The organism is Pseudomonas sp. SLFW (assembly GCF_009905615.1).
Lineage (GTDB): Bacteria > Pseudomonadota > Gammaproteobacteria > Pseudomonadales > Pseudomonadaceae > Aquipseudomonas > Aquipseudomonas bambusae.
Map to the genome: position 1 here is coordinate 108,533 of NZ_JAAAKW010000003.1, position 14,347 is coordinate 122,879.

Consider the following 14,347-nt stretch of genomic DNA (forward strand, 5'->3'; position numbering starts at 1 on the left):
ATGTTTGCTGATGCCGCCATCCTGCATCTGCCGAAGGCGTGGGAGCTGGCTTGCCTGCGATCTGCCGGGCACCGGCAGCAAAACCTAGGTCTTCGATGTGCCTGACACACCGAGGTCGAAGGTCTTGCTGCCGGTGCCCGGCAGATCGCGAGCAAGCAACGCTCCCACGGCCTGCGGCCAGAATCAAAAGCTAGGCCGCGGTGTACTCAAACCTCCGGCCAGAATGAAATCCCTGTTCACCGCCCCAACAACTGAAACTTCCCGATCAAATTGAATTTCCACGCCACCGGGTCGTGGACGGTGTGGGTGCGTGCATTGCGCCAGTGGCGGTCGTAGCCATATTCGAGGCGGGTGGAGCTGGCGCCGCCGAGCTGGAACAGTTTGTTGCTGGCCAGCAAGGCCGCTTCGGTGGTGAGGATTTTCGCGGTGGCCAGCGCCGACGACACCTGAATCGACGGCCCCGGCCCATGTTCCGCCGTCACCTGGTCGAACAACGCCGCCGCTTTCTCCAGCACCGTTTCTCCGGCGTGAATCCGCGTGTGCAGGTCGCCGATGATTTCCAGCACATATGGATCTTCGGCTACTGCTGTCACCCCAGTACGCGCATAAGGCCGGGCGTGTTCACGCACGTAATCCAGCGTGTCGCGAAACGCTGCCCTCGCGATGCCCAGGTCCAGCGCGCTGTGAAACAGATCGGGAATGCCGTAGGTGTTGGCGCTGACTTTGCCCTGTTCGGTGTCGAGCACGTGGCTGTGTTCGACGCGCACGTTATCCAGCAGCAGGGTGCCGCTGGCGGTGGTGCGCTGGCCGAAGCCGTCCCAGTCGTCAATGATGGTCAGGCCCGGTGCGTAGCGGTCCAGCACGGCGGTTTTCGACTGGCCGTTCTCGTCCACGCAGCCCACGGAAATCAGCTGGGAAAACAGCGCCCCGGTGGAATACGCCTTGGACCCGTTGACCCGATAGTGATCGCCTTCACGGGTGATCTGCGTGCGCGTGGTGCCCGCGGGCAAGCTGCCGCCCTCGGCATGGCCGTTGCCCCAGCGATAGCCCTCCAGAATCTTGCCGAAGAACAATGCCTGCTGCTCCGGACGGCCTACCGCCTCGATCACGCTGCACGCCAGGAGAATGCTCAGCATCAACTGGCCAATGGAGGCGTCGGCCTCGCCGATGATCGCCACCACCTCGGTCAGCGTCCGGTACGACACCTCCGCACCGCCAAACGCCTTGGGCACGCGAATGGCCAACAACCCGCTGTGGGCGAAGTCGTCCAGCTCCTGCCACGGCAGCTGGCGCTCTACGTCACGGCGTTGAGCGTTCAACCGGAACACGGCGGCCAGCCGTTCAGCCGTCTCCACCGCTTCGCGTTCACTGCGAATGACCTGGGCCGGGCGGGCAGGGGCGGTGACGTTGCGCTCTGAGGCTGAAGGGTTCGACGAGGCGTGCCGGGCAAACGATGTGTCGGTCATGAAAGAGGTGTCCTGTTCCTGAAGGGCGTCGGTGAATCTGGCGACTGCATCACGCCTGATAACGGGCGTCGGCGAAATTGCCGTACAGCGCTTCCGAAGAATTGAAGAAATCCTTGAGCTGTTTCTGGGTGACCACCACCACCGTCGGCGACACCAGCGGAATCTTCGGCAAATCCGTGAGCACGATCTGCTGAAACTCGGCGTACAGCGCTTTGCGCTTAACGGGATCGACCTCGCCCTGACCCTGTGCAAGCAGTTCATCGACCCGGGGATTCGCGTAACGCGCGCCGTTGGAGAAGGCGATGCCGGGCTTGAAGTTCGACGACTGATAAAAACGTTGAGTACCCATCACCGGATCGGGACCGGCGGTGGCGCTGATCAGCGTGGTGTCGAAGTCGCGGCGGGTGTACACGCGGTTCACGTATTCGGGGAAGTCTTGGGAGCGGATCACCAGCTTGACGCCGATCTTCGCCAGGTTACTGCGCAGGTAATGGGCGATCTGCAGGGTTTCATTGGCCGGGTTGGGGTCGTTGTAGACGGTCAGTCGCACGCCGTCGGCGCCTTTCTTCAAGCCCGCCTCCTCCAGCAGGGCTTCGGCTTTGGCCAGGTCGAAGGGGTAACGCGGCACGGTGTCGTCGTAAAAATCGCTCATGCTCGACGGAATCGCGCTGTACGCCGACTTGGCAAAACCGAAGTAGATGTTCTTGACGATGAAATCCCGGTCCACCGCATGGGCGAAGGCCTGACGCACGCGCACGTCCTGAAACACCGGCTTTTCCAGGTTGAACTCGAAGCCCACCAGCCCCGGCGAGTACGGCGCGCTGATCTCGCTGACTTGCAACTGCGGCACGTTGTGCAGGCGCTTGACGTTGCTCAGGGCCACCGACGCCAGTTGCACGGCCTGGGTTTCCAGCGCGGCGGAGGCTGCGGTGAGGTCGGGAATGATGCGGAAAATCAGGCTGTCCAGGTGCGGCTTGCCGGTGTCCCAATAGTGTTCGTTCTTTACCAGGTTGATCGACACGCCACGGTCCCAGCGCTCGAACTTGAACGGACCGGTGCCGATGGGCTTGATGTTGTACGGGTTGGTCAGCGGATTACCGTTGGCGTACAGGTGTTTGGGCAACACTTGCGCATCGGTGGATGACAGCGCGCTGAGCAGATACGGCGCAGGGGCGGAGAGGGTGATCACCACTTGCAACGGCGTCGGCGTTTCGACCTTGCTCACCGGCGCGAAGGTGGTGATACCGCGAGAATTGAATTTGCGCCAGATGTTCTGCAGGGAAAACGCCACGTCGTCGGCGCTGAACGGCTGGCCGTCATGCCAGGTGACCCCGGCCCGCAGGTTGAAGGTGTACACCAGCCCGTCGGCGCTGACGTGCCAGTCGGTGGCCAGTCGTGGGACCGGTTGGCGTTGGCTGTCGTAGGACAGCAGGCCATCGAACAGCTTGCTGGTCACCGTATAGATGGTGCCGTCGGTGGTCAGCGCGTTGGTCAGGACGGTGGGCTCGGGGAATTGCGAGACCACCAGCGTCTGCGTGCCGTCGGTGGCGGCGAACAGCCCCGAGGCGTGACTGGACAACCCGGCCGCGGCCGCCAGAATCGTGGAATGTTTGATGAACGTTCTTCTGCTCAACGACATGCTGCACCTTCAATGACACGGACGAGAGAAACGCGCGCACTCATGGCCTGGCCTGCGCGGCGATCTTATTAAGAAGTAAGGGAGGCGATGTTCTGTTGGGCGTCAGAATCGAACCGCGAGACTAACGGACTTATTCCAGCGGACACAAGTGCCGGTCTTATAACTTTAAATTCAGACTTCATGCCGCCTGGCTTTATAAGTTTAGAACTTTTTAAGCGGTGTTCGCGCCGAAAAATTACTGTATTAGTGTTCGCCGTTGAAACAGTCCTCGCTCAATTCGATTGTTTATAGAGAACTCGATGTCGGTCCGAACTTTCTACCAGCGTTTAACTCAGCGGCTGCATTCAGGCTTTCGCAGTTCACTGTTTCGTGCCGTGCCGACCGCCCTTGGCGTGATCGTCCTCAACTTCATTCTGTTGCAGATGGTGCCCGGCGACGCCGTCGATGCCCTGACCGCCGAAGCAGGCTCCGCGACCGCGAAAACCAGCGCCTTGCTGCGGCAGCAATACGGCCTCGACAAATCTTCGCTGGCGCAATTTGGCGACTACGTGAATCAACTGGCCCACCTCAGCCTCGGCGACTCGCCCCGTTACGGCATTCCGGTGCTGGACGTGATCAGCCAACGCCTGCCCAACACCCTGTTGCTGATGGGGCTGGCGCTGGCGATTTCGTTGGTGGTCGGCGTCACCCTCGGGGTGATCATGGCGCTGTGGCAGGGCAAATGGCCGGATCGCGTGCTGTCGTCGCTGGCGTTCGTGCTGTATTCGACGCCCGGTTTCTGGATCGGCCTGATGGCCATCGTGCTGTTCGCGGTCAAGCTGGAATGGCTGCCCAGTGGCGGCGACGGGACCATCGGCGCCGGGCTGACCGGCGTCGATAAATTCGTCGACAAATTGCAGTACGCGATCCTGCCCGCACTGACGCTGTCCAGCTTCTTCATCGCGATTTATGCCCGGCTGACCCGCGCCTCGGTGTTGGAAGTCCTGACCCACGATTACGTGCGCACCGCCCACGCCAAGGGCCTGACGGCGTGGCACATCACCTGGCGCCATGTACTGCGCAACGCCTTGCTGCCCTTGACCACCGTGGCCGGGACGCATTTGGGCGGCTTGCTCGGCGGGGCCGCCGTGGCAGAGACCGTGTTCGGCTGGCCGGGCATCGGGCGCCTCACCCTCGAAGCGGTGCAGGCCCGTGAATACAAGGTGTTGCTCGGCATTCTGCTGCTGTCGTCGTTCATCGTCATCGTCGCCAACCTGCTGGTGGACCTGCTGCACAAACGGCTCGATCCCCGGATATCTCCGCGAAAAGGGGGGCGTTGAGCATGACCCTGGAAACCTCTGCACCCATCAGCCGTCCACGGCCCGCACCGGTCAACCTGCCGGACAGTTCCTGGCGGCAGCAACTGGGCAGCTCGTTGCTCGGGCGTTTCGCGGGCAACGGGAAAACCCTGGCGGATCAGCCGGGCGACCCTTCCTCTGAGTTTCACGCCCACGACCGCTGGCCCGTGCTGCGTGCCTTATTGCGCTCACCGGGCGCCGTCGTCGGCATCGGCGTGTTGCTGCTGATCGTGCTCGTGGCGTTGGCGGCGGGGCACCTGTACCCCGGCGACCCGCTGGACATGGCGGGTCAGCCGCTGTTGGCGCCGGGCGAAGACTGGGCATTCCCACTGGGCACCGACGCCCTCGGGCGCGACATCGCCGCTGGCCTCGCCCACGGGGCACGGGTCTCACTGTTGGTCGGCATCACGGCGGCGCTGGTCAGCGTGGTGATCGGCACCCTGATCGGCGCGCTGGCCGGGTACTTCGGCGGGCGTATTGACCGTGCCCTGACCTGGCTGATCGAGCTGTTCCAGACCACGCCGTCGTTCCTGCTGGTCGTGGTGGTGGTCTCGATCACCCAATCCACGGTGGGCGTGATCGCCGTGGTGATCGGTCTGACGTCCTGGGACACCGTCGCCCGACTGGTGCGTGCGGAATTTCGTGCACTGCTCAACGCCGATTTCGTGCTGGCGGCACGGACGGTGGGATACAGCACCCGGTGGATCATCTTTCGTGAAGTCCTGCCCAATGCCTTGCCGCCGATCATCATCACCGCCTCGGTGATTGTGGCGTCGGCGATTCTCACTGAGTCGTCGCTGTCGTTCCTCGGCGTCGGTGACCCCAACCTCATCAGTTGGGGCAGCATGATCGGCAGTGGCCGCGACATGCTGCGCAGCGCGCTTTACCTGACCGCGATCCCCGGCGCCGTGCTGGTGGTCACCGTGTTTAGCCTGAATCTGGTGGGTGACGCGCTGATCGGCGCATTGAATCCAAGACTGCGTGGGAGAACGGCATGAACGCTGTAGCCAATATCGACGACTCGGGTCAGCCGTTGCTCAGCGTGAGCGATCTGCGGGTCAATTACGGCGAGTACCAGGCGGTCAAAGGCGTGAGCTTCACGGTGGCGCGGGGCGAAACCCTGGCGCTGGTGGGCGAATCCGGGTGCGGCAAGTCCACCACGGCCATGGCGATCATGCGCCTGCTGGGCGGGCGTGCCGGGATCACCGGCAACGTCGATTTCGACGGCCAGAACCTGTCCACCGTCAGCGACCCGGTGATGCGCAGCCTGCGGGGCAACGACATTTCGATGGTGTTTCAGGACCCCATGACCTCGCTGAACCCGGTGCTGAGCATCGGCGAGCAGATCGGCGAGGTGCTGCGGCGCCATCGTGGCCTGTCGCGCAAGGACGCCCGCGACGAAGCCCTGAAGCTGCTGAAAAAAGTGCGCATCCCCAACGCCGCAGCGCGGCTCGACGATTTTCCGCACAACCTGTCCGGCGGTCAGCGGCAGCGGGTGATGATCGCCATCGCCGTGGCCTGCAACCCGCGTTTGTTGATCGCGGACGAGCCGACCACCGCGCTGGACGTCACGGTGCAGGCGCACATCCTGCAACTGCTCAAGGAGTTGAGCGAGGAATACGCCATGGGCCTGCTGTTGATCACCCACGACCTGGGCGTGGTCGGGCAATGGGCGGACCGGGTGGCGGTGATGTACGACGGACTGATCGTCGAGTCAGGGACCACCGAGGCCATCTTCACCGCGCCGCAACACGCTTACACCAAAGGGCTACTGGGCGCTTCGCTGCGGCTGGACACGGATGCCCATTACGCCACCGCGTCGTTGCCGGAAATCAACGTGCGCAAGCACAACAGCGGGGTCATCGAGTTCGATTTGCACAGCCATTCCCGCTATTTCACAGCCCGGGATGCCAGCACGGGCGCCCTGGAACAACCGATCCTTGACGTTCGTCATTTGCGCACCGAGTACAAGACCAGTCAGGGTACGGTCACCGCGGTGGACGACGTGAGCTTCCAGATCCGGCCCGGCGAAACCTTGGGGCTGGTGGGGGAATCCGGCTGTGGGAAGTCCACGCTGAGCAAGACAATTCTCGGGCTGATCAAGGCCCGTTCGGGGGAGATCCTGCTGAACGGGACCGATATCGCCGGTTTTGACGAAAAACAGCTTCGTGGCCATCGCCCGTTCGTGCAAATGGTGTTTCAGGACCCCTATGGCTCGCTGAACCCCAAGCACAGCGTCTATCGCATCCTCGACGGCGTGCTGAAAAACCACGGGGTGAAGAGCGCGCAAAGTCGCAGCCAGCAGATCTTCGAGATCATCCACCGTGTCGGCCTGCCGCAATCGGCGGTGTGGAAATACCCCCATGAATTTTCCGGCGGCCAGCGCCAGCGCATCGGCGTGGCGCGGGCCCTGATCCTGCGGCCGTCGCTGGTGATCCTCGACGAAGCGGTGTCGTCGCTGGACGTCTCGGTGCGGGCGCAGATCCTCAACCTGCTGGCGGACCTGAAGCAGGAATTCGGGCTTTCCTACCTGTTCATTTCCCACGATCTGTCGGTGGTCAAGTACATGGCCGACCGGGTGCTGGTGATGCACGACGGCAAGATCGTCGAAGAGGGGGCCTACGACGGCATCTGGAAAAACGCCCGCCACGATTACACCCGCAAACTCATTGGCTCCGTTCCCGTGCCGCGTTATGCGCTGGCGGACGATGAGTCGGTGCCCTACGCGGATTCGGCCTGGCAGGAACTGCCGGTGGCCATGCTGCTGTCGCGCTTCGCGGTCTAGCGGCGACGTTTCCACACATTTGCTACACACACGATGAAAGACCATTGAGGGAGAAAACATGAGCGCTATCGAATACCGCAATCTGGGTCGCAACGGCATCAAGGTGTCGCCTATCACCTTGGGGACCATGATGTTCGGCGGCCAGACCGACGACAGCGTGGCCAAGCGGATCGTCGACAAGGCCTATGAGCAGGGCATCAACTTCATCGACACGGCCAACGGCTACAACGGCGGCGCATCAGAGGAAGTGGTCGGGCGCCTGATCGCCGACCGTCGCTCGCAGTGGGTGCTGTCGACCAAGTTCGTCAACCCGAACCCCGGCGCCATTGGCCCGAACGACCGTGGCGCGTCCCGTCACAACGTCATTCAGTCGGTGGACGCCAGCCTCAAACGCCTGAACACCGATTACATCGACCTGTTCTACCTGCACCGCGAGGACCACACGACGCCGGTGGAAGAGACCGTTCGCGCGCTGTCCGACCTGATTCGTGCGGGCAAGATTCGTTCTTACGGGCTGTCCAACCACCGGGGCTGGAAACTCGCCGAGTTCAGCCGTGCGGCGGATGTGCTGGGGGTTGAACGTCCGGCGGCGAGCCAGCCGTTGTACAACCTGGCCAACCGTCAGATTGAAAACGAGCATTTGCCTGCGGCCGAGTATTACGGGATTGGCGTGGTGTCCTACAGCCCGCTGGCCCGTGGCGTACTGACCGCGAAGTACGATCCGACGCAGCCGCCGTCCGAAGGCACCCGCGCAGGCCGCAACGACAAGCGCCTGCAACAGACCGAATGGCGCCCGGAGTCGCTGAACCTGGCGCAACGGGTCAAGGACCACGCCCAGTCGCGGGGCATCACGCCGGGCCAGTTCGCCTTGGCCTGGGTGCTGAACAACCAGCTCATCACGTCCGCCATCGCGGGTCCGCGCACCGAAGAGCAATGGAATGACTATGTGCCCGCGCTGAACTACGCGTTCACGGCGGAAGACGAAGCCTTCATCGACGACCTGGTCATCACCGGCCACTCCTCGACACCAGGCTACAACGACCCGAGCCACCCATTTGCGGGTCGTAAGTCGCGGGTTTGATCAAACGTCAGGCCTCGCCGCAAACCTTGTGGGAGACGCCGGAGGTTACGACGGCAGCGAAGGCGGAGTGTCAGAGGATTCATCTCTCACTGATCCACCGCTTTCGCGGCCGTCGTACCTCCGGCTGCTCCCACAGGGTCGGCTGATGACCCTACGACTGCGCCGTCACATCCCACCCGCGCCACCGCCTCTGCACCAACAACCCACCCGCCAGCGTCACGGCCACCAGTCCCCAGGCGGCGATGGTGGTGGTCACGCCCCATCGATCCGCGAGAAACCCGCCAATCAGCGTCGCTACGGGCTGCAGGCCGAAGCCGATGATGCTGAACAACCCCATCAGACGTCCGCGCATGGCCGGAGGGGAAAGGATCTGGACCATGCTGGTGCAGGTCACCATGGCCTGCCACGTTGCCAGCCCGAACATGAACAACGCGATCAACTGCAACGCCAGCCATTGACTCAGTGCGCTGACGATCAGCCAGCCGCCCATCCACACCAGCGTGAGCGAAAGCGTCAGCCCCATGCGTTTGATATGGCTGATGACTGGCGACAGAAAGAACGCATACACCAGCGACCCGGACGCCGCCGCTGCCAGCAACAGGCCCGTGCGCCGGGGATCGCCGTGGGCCACGGCGGGCAACAGGGCCAGGGTGCCCAGGCCGAACATCGTCAGCGTCGCGCAGCAGATGTAAATGTTGCGCAAGGTCAGGGTGTCGCGGATGTGCGCCAAGGCCTCGGTCAGCGAGGCGGACGCCTGCCCCTGACGCCGCTCCTGATTCACGCCGCGCAACGAGATCAGCGAGAAAATCACCACCCAGTACGACAAACCGTTGGCCCAGAACGCTGCCGACATCCCCACCTGCGCCACCACATACCCCGCCAGCGTGGGCCCCACCGTCCGGCACACATTGAGAATCATCGAGTTGATGCTGATCAGCTTGCGGATGTTGTCCATCCCCGCCAAGTCAAACAGAAACGCCTGCTGGGTCGGGAAATACACCGAATTCACACAGCCCATGAGAAAGGCGAACACATAGATATGCGCCAATTGCACGTGCTCGGCCTGAATCATCGCGGCGATGGCGAACGTCAGCGCGATCTCCAGCAGATGGCAACCGATGAGCAGTTTGCGCCGGTCGTAGCGGTCGGCGAGGCCGCCGGTGAACAGGCTGAACGCCAGAATCGGCACGCTTGAACACAACGCGCTGACGCCAAGGGCAAACGCCTGTCCGCCGGACAACTGATAGACCAACAGCGCCATCGCCGTCTGTTGCAGCCAGATGCCGATCATTGAGACAGACTGGCCCGACAGATAAACCCGTGTATGCGCCGTGCGCAAAGGCGTGAAGTTATTCAACCACAACGAAAGGGCAGACATCGGCGTTATCGATCCGGTCAATAATAAGGAAGTGGATTGTTTATTGACTGTTGTTGATTCAACAGTGCTGTTGCTCAGGCAACACTGAACTAACCTGAGCAACTTAAAACGCTCGACAGACTGATGAGTGTGTCAATGACTGTCAATCAATCCCCGGTCATAAACTCAGAACGTAACGGTCTATCTGCTGTTATTTAGTTTGCATTACACTCGCTGCACCTCGCACGAGGCCACTATAGACAACCGCGTTGTTTCTATTAAATGTCGTGCGACCACGTCCGCCATTGATGAAGTTCCCCGTTGCAGTGTCGTTGGATTGCGAACAACGCCTGCGAATGCCCAAACCCATTCCGTTAATGGCCGATTTCATGACCGATCTGAACCTGTGGTACACCCGTTGCCCCACCCCGACGCCCCTCGGCCTTGCCGTGAAACTGGGCTATCTGGAATCTGCGCTGGCGCAGCATTCGGTGGGCATCCAGTCGCTGCAAAGCTCGACGGATGAAAAAGTCCGCGCCAGCCATTTCGATCACTCCCAGCCATGGTCCTTCCGCCAGGGCGGCAACATTCCTCCGATTCACGCCCGCGCCAGTGGCCGAGACACCCGGTTGGTCGGCATCACCTGGATCGACGAATTTCAGGCGGTCATCACGCTGCCGTCATCAGGCATCACCGACGCTTCGCAACTGGTGGGCAAACGCCTCGGTCTGCCACGCCAGCCGCCGGGGATCATCGACTTTCAGCGGGCGACTGCGCTCAAGGGCGTGCTCTCGACCCTCGAAGTCGCAGGCATCCCGCGCAAGGACGTGCATTTTGTCGACGTCGTGACGCAGACCCCGCAATTCGGCCAGGCCACCGTGGGCTATCCGCCCGAGCTGAAACGCCGCCTGCCGTACGCGGCGGAATTCACGCAACTGATCAAAGGCACCATCGACGCGTTTTTCATCAAAGGCGCGGAAGGCCTGAGCGTGGCCCATCAGTTCGGCGCAGTGATCCTCAGTGAAACCGGCAGCCACAACGATGCGGCGATTCGCATCAACAACGGCACGCCACGGCTGTTGACGGTGGACGGAACCCTCGCTCAAGAGCGGCCCGATCTGGTTCAGGCCTTGCTGGAGTCCGTGCACCGTGCGGGTCAATGGGCAGCGCAGAACCCCGATTTGACCCAGCGCTTCGTGGCCCAGGAAATCGGCGTGTCCGAGGAAGCGGTGCAAGGCGCATTCGGCCCGGACCTGCACCTTAAATTCACCACCCACCTCGACCCGTCGGGCGTGGAAGCGATTCAGTCGTTCAAGCATTTCCTCTTGCGCGAAGGCTTCATCGAACAGGACTTCTCGGTTGAGGACTGGCTGCATGTCTGAGTCGCCCTCGGTCTGGGACGTCATCGTGTTGGGTGGTGGGGCAGCCGGTCTGGTCGCGGCGTTTCATGCGCGTCAGACCGGGGCGTCGGTGCTGGTGGTGAACAAGGGGCTGGTCGGGCGTAGCGGCGCGACGATCACCTCGGGCGGCGGCGTGTCCATTGCGGGGGAAAGCCTGCGCGCCCTGGGCCTCGACGCTGATGCCAGCGACACCGAAGAGCGCTTTCTGCACGACACCATCACGGCGGGGTCCTGGCTCAACGACCAGCAGTTGGTTGAAAGTATGGTGACTGGCGTGGGCGAAGAGGTCGGTCGGCTGGTGGAGTGGGGCATTAAATTCACCATCAACCGGCGTGCGCCGGGTCACAGCAGCGGGCGGGGCATTCACATCAGTGGCGTGGACATGCAGCGCGCGTTGACGCGGATTGCGGTGCAGGCGGGGGTGAGTTTTCGCGAGGACTTTCAATCGACGCAACTGCTGCAACGTCAGGGCGAGGTGGTCGGCGTGCTGGGCCTGGATCGTCGCACCGGTTCGGTGGACAGCATTTTCGGCCACGCCACGGTGATCGCCACAGGTGGCGCCACCTCGAACTGGAGCTTGCGCACCGCACCGGAAGAGCTGTCTGGGGAGGGACAGCGCATGGCGGTGGAAGCGGGCGCGACCCTGATCGACATGGAAATGACCCAGTTCTTGCCCTGCTGCCTGGCCGCCCCGGCAATCTGGCGCGGTTTGCAGTTTCCATGGATTCTTGGCCCGCAAAGCGGCGTCCACGCCTGGTTGATGAACCGCTTCGGCGAACGCTTCATGGCGCGGTGGGACCCGGCCCGGATGGAGCTGGCGACCCGCGACATGGTGTCGGCCGCCTGCGCCACGGAAGTCTACGAAGGGCGCGGCAGTCCCAACGGTGGCGTGTACTTGTCATGGAAACACCTGCCCAACGACATCATCGACAACTTCCCGTTGAACTCCCGCAACATCAGCGCCGATTGGCAGTGGGAAGGCTTCGACATGACGCCGTTGGTGGCGCGGATCAAGCAGGGCTACGCCATCGAAGTCGCCCCCGCCGCGCACTTTTCCCTCGGCGGCGTGCGCGTCGACAAAGGCGCCAGCACTGGCGTGCCGGGGCTGTTCGCCTGCGGTGAAGCCACCGGCGCGATGCACGGCGCCAATCGCCTGTCTGGCAACGCGGGCGCTCAAGTGTTGGTGCAGGGTAGGGTGGCCGGGGTCGCGGCGGCCCGTGATGCACGGGATCGCCGTGCCCGTGACCGCCACGCCGAAAACGTGGGCAGCGCCTACGCGACGACGATCGCCCCGTTAGAACGGGACAGCGGCGTTGTGCCTTTCGAACTCAAGGAGCAACTGTCGCAACTGGCCGAAACGGCGCTCGGGCCGGTCCGCACGGCCGAGTCGATCGTCAAGGCCCAGGCCACGTTGGAAGACCTGAAGGACAACGCCCTGCCGCAGTTGGCCTGCCGCACCCGGGATTCGATGTGGAACCGCGACTGGAGCGACGCGCTGGAATGTCAGGCGGCGTTTTCAGTGCTGGACGCCGCGTTGCTCGGTGCCGCCGGACGTACCCATTCCATCGGCGCACACCAGCGTCACGACCACAAAGGCGCTTACGCCGGGCCGCTGAGCCACTCGCTCATCCGTTACGACGGTCAGGCACTGGTGCGTGACACCACCCCCGTGGCCTTTCCGTTTTTAGCGCGGCCATGAACCTTTTTGTTATCGGGAGCCTTGCATGCTCATGCACCTGACGCTGTTCCGTGACGGCGAGCTTCGCCAGCTGGACATTCAACTGCCGCCACCTGCCGGTCTGGGGTTGGGCATTGATCGCTGGGAAGGCGCGTCGGTCAGTACCGCGCTGCAATACGCCCAGCGTGTGTTCGAACCCAACCTCGGCTATTCGCTGTCCTGCCGTCGCGGGCTGTGCAAGCTTTGTGCGATGCGCATCGACGGTGAGGTCAAGCTGGCGTGCACCGTGCCGTTGCACGACGGGATTCGCATCGAACCGGCCAAGCCGAAACTGGCGCTGCACGACACCGTGGTCGAGCTGAGTCTGGTGCGGGAGAAGCCCCAGCGGATCAAGGCGGTGCAAGTGGCCGCCGACGTCATGCCATGAATCGAAAGACCTCAACAACCACCTGACTGCCTGTCGGGATTGCACCAATCCAACGCCAAGCCAACCCGTTCAGGAGTCTGATCATGTCCGAAGCACTGCTAAAAGAACCGCAAGCCGTCGAGAGCGCCGCACCGACCACGATCTGGTACACCCGCTGCCCGGTGCCCACCACGTCTGGTATCGCCCAGCACAAACACTGGCTGCAACACGAATTCGCCCGTCACGGCATCACCCTGGATTCGATCCGCGCGTCGCAGGACCGCGCCGTGCGGGAATCGCACTTCCGCCACAGCCTGGCCGGCAGCTTCCGTGAAGGCGGCAACGTGCCGCCGATCTGGGCCAAGGCACAAGGGCAGGACACCGTGGTGGTGGGCATCACGTGGGTCGATGAAGAACAGCTGGTGTTCGTGCGCGGCGACAGCGACATCAAGACCGTCGCCGACCTGCGTGGCCGTAAACTCGGCGTGGTGCGCAAGGCCGCCAGCGACCTGGTGGACGTGGGGCGGGCGGAGGGATTACGCGGGCTGTTGACCGCCTTGCAACTGGGCGGCGTGCCACGGGACAGCGTGGAGATCGTTGACATCGCGACACCGGAATGGGACCTCAAGGAAGTCTCGAAAACCCGCGAAGACCATCATGCGATTCCGACACTGGCGTTGCTCAACGGCACCGTGGACGCGATCTTCATCAAGGGTGCGGGCAGTGCCCGTGCGCTGGCTCAGGGGCTGCGGCCGATCCTCAACATCAACGAACAGGAAGACCCGTTGCTGCGGCTGAGCGCCGGTTCGCCGCGTCCCATCACCGTGGATCGCCAGACGCTTCAGGACTCGCCCGAGATCGTCACCCGTTACCTCGCCGTGCTGTTGAAGACCTACGAGTGGGCCAAGGACCATCCGCAGGAAGTGGTGGACACCATCGCCGCCGAAACCGCGACCGATGCCGAGAGCGTGCGCTACGCGTTCGGCCCTGAGCTGCACCTGTCGTTCGAACCGAAACTGTCTGAGGTCTACATCGAAGGGCTGCGTCGGCAGAAGGATTTCCTGCTGGCCGAAGGTTTCATCGACAAGGATTTCGACTTCGAGCGCTGGATCGACCCCGCGCCGCTGGAAAAGGCCTGGGCATTAAAGGATGAGATTGTGTTGGGCTAACCCCAATTGACAGCGCTGCCATAGGCGGC

General features: G+C 62.8%; 11 protein-coding genes. 8 read left to right on the top strand and 3 right to left on the bottom strand.

Translation table 11 applies throughout. The features are described 5' to 3' along the window. Positions 1-236: 236 nt before the first annotated feature. Positions 237-1,466: an SfnB family sulfur acquisition oxidoreductase gene (locus GVN17_RS06350; RefSeq protein ID WP_166594390.1), complete on the bottom strand. Its 1,230-nt coding sequence runs from the start codon at positions 1,464-1,466 to the stop codon at positions 237-239. Positions 1,467-1,515: 49 nt separating this feature from the next. Further along, positions 1,516-3,105, bottom strand: coding sequence for an ABC transporter substrate-binding protein (locus GVN17_RS06355; protein ID WP_166594748.1), 1,590 nt, complete (start codon positions 3,103-3,105; stop codon positions 1,516-1,518). A 299-nt stretch (positions 3,106-3,404) separates the two neighbouring features. On the opposite strand from GVN17_RS06355, the gene GVN17_RS06360 reads away from it, so the two are divergent. Genes GVN17_RS06360 through GVN17_RS06375 form a run of 4 tightly spaced genes read left to right on the top strand, consistent with a single transcriptional unit; the run spans position 3,405 to position 8,308 of the window. Continuing rightward, positions 3,405-4,424 (top strand): ABC transporter permease, encoded by a 1,020-nt coding sequence (locus GVN17_RS06360; RefSeq protein WP_166594391.1) that lies wholly within the window; start codon positions 3,405-3,407, stop codon positions 4,422-4,424. A gap of 2 nt (positions 4,425-4,426) precedes the next feature. Continuing rightward, positions 4,427-5,440 carry an ABC transporter permease gene (locus tag GVN17_RS06365; RefSeq protein ID WP_166594392.1) on the top strand — a complete coding sequence of 338 codons (1,014 nt, stop codon included), beginning with the start codon at positions 4,427-4,429 and terminating at the stop codon, positions 5,438-5,440. After that, the gene (locus tag GVN17_RS06370; protein ID WP_166594393.1) at positions 5,437-7,227 is read left to right on the top strand and encodes an ABC transporter ATP-binding protein; all 1,791 of its coding nucleotides are present in this window, start codon (positions 5,437-5,439) and stop codon (positions 7,225-7,227) included. The genes GVN17_RS06365 and GVN17_RS06370 overlap by 4 nt, the downstream gene beginning before the upstream one ends. Before the next feature lie 58 nt (positions 7,228-7,285). Further along, complete coding sequence (locus GVN17_RS06375) at positions 7,286-8,308, top strand: aldo/keto reductase (protein WP_178115706.1); 1,023 nt, start codon at positions 7,286-7,288, stop codon at positions 8,306-8,308. 151 nt (positions 8,309-8,459) lie between these two features. Here the strand turns inward: GVN17_RS06375 and GVN17_RS06380 are convergent, their stop codons facing one another. Continuing rightward, positions 8,460-9,686 carry an MFS transporter gene (locus GVN17_RS06380; RefSeq protein ID WP_166594394.1) on the bottom strand — a complete coding sequence of 409 codons (1,227 nt, stop codon included), beginning with the start codon at positions 9,684-9,686 and terminating at the stop codon, positions 8,460-8,462. A gap of 287 nt (positions 9,687-9,973) precedes the next feature. On the opposite strand from GVN17_RS06380, the gene GVN17_RS06385 reads away from it, so the two are divergent. The 4 genes from GVN17_RS06385 to GVN17_RS06400 all read left to right on the top strand — a co-directional run bounded on the left by GVN17_RS06385 (position 9,974) and on the right by GVN17_RS06400 (position 14,318). Further along, complete coding sequence (locus GVN17_RS06385) at positions 9,974-11,047, top strand: ABC transporter substrate-binding protein (protein ID WP_256665105.1); 1,074 nt, start codon at positions 9,974-9,976, stop codon at positions 11,045-11,047. After that, positions 11,040-12,764, top strand: coding sequence for an FAD-dependent oxidoreductase (locus tag GVN17_RS06390; protein ID WP_166594395.1), 1,725 nt, complete (start codon positions 11,040-11,042; stop codon positions 12,762-12,764). The genes GVN17_RS06385 and GVN17_RS06390 overlap by 8 nt, the downstream gene beginning before the upstream one ends. 25 nt (positions 12,765-12,789) lie before the next feature. Beyond that, positions 12,790-13,170: a 2Fe-2S iron-sulfur cluster-binding protein gene (locus GVN17_RS06395; RefSeq protein WP_166594396.1), complete on the top strand. Its 381-nt coding sequence runs from the start codon at positions 12,790-12,792 to the stop codon at positions 13,168-13,170. An 83-nt stretch (positions 13,171-13,253) separates the two neighbouring features. Then, positions 13,254-14,318, top strand: a complete 1,065-nt coding sequence (locus GVN17_RS06400) for an ABC transporter substrate-binding protein (protein WP_166594397.1) — start codon at positions 13,254-13,256, stop codon at positions 14,316-14,318. Positions 14,319-14,347: the final 29 nt, after the last annotated feature.

Excerpts from the sequence above, each read along its gene's own strand:
- GVN17_RS06370 (WP_166594393.1), top strand. The coding sequence starts at position 5,437 with ATGAACGCTGTAGCCAATATCGACGACTCGGGTCAGCCGTTGCTCAGC.
- GVN17_RS06360 (WP_166594391.1), top strand. The coding sequence starts at position 3,405 with ATGTCGGTCCGAACTTTCTACCAGCGTTTAACTCAGCGGCTGCATTCA.
- GVN17_RS06400 (WP_166594397.1), top strand. The coding sequence starts at position 13,254 with ATGTCCGAAGCACTGCTAAAAGAACCGCAAGCCGTCGAGAGCGCCGCA.
- GVN17_RS06375 (WP_178115706.1), top strand. The coding sequence starts at position 7,286 with ATGAGCGCTATCGAATACCGCAATCTGGGTCGCAACGGCATCAAGGTG.
- GVN17_RS06395 (WP_166594396.1), top strand. The coding sequence starts at position 12,790 with ATGCTCATGCACCTGACGCTGTTCCGTGACGGCGAGCTTCGCCAGCTG.
- GVN17_RS06365 (WP_166594392.1), top strand. The coding sequence starts at position 4,427 with ATGACCCTGGAAACCTCTGCACCCATCAGCCGTCCACGGCCCGCACCG.
- GVN17_RS06385 (WP_256665105.1), top strand. The coding sequence starts at position 9,974 with ATGAAGTTCCCCGTTGCAGTGTCGTTGGATTGCGAACAACGCCTGCGA.
- GVN17_RS06355 (WP_166594748.1), bottom strand. The coding sequence starts at position 3,105 with ATGTCGTTGAGCAGAAGAACGTTCATCAAACATTCCACGATTCTGGCG.
- GVN17_RS06350 (WP_166594390.1), bottom strand. The coding sequence starts at position 1,466 with ATGACCGACACATCGTTTGCCCGGCACGCCTCGTCGAACCCTTCAGCC.
- GVN17_RS06390 (WP_166594395.1), top strand. The coding sequence starts at position 11,040 with ATGTCTGAGTCGCCCTCGGTCTGGGACGTCATCGTGTTGGGTGGTGGG.
- GVN17_RS06380 (WP_166594394.1), bottom strand. The coding sequence starts at position 9,686 with ATGTCTGCCCTTTCGTTGTGGTTGAATAACTTCACGCCTTTGCGCACG.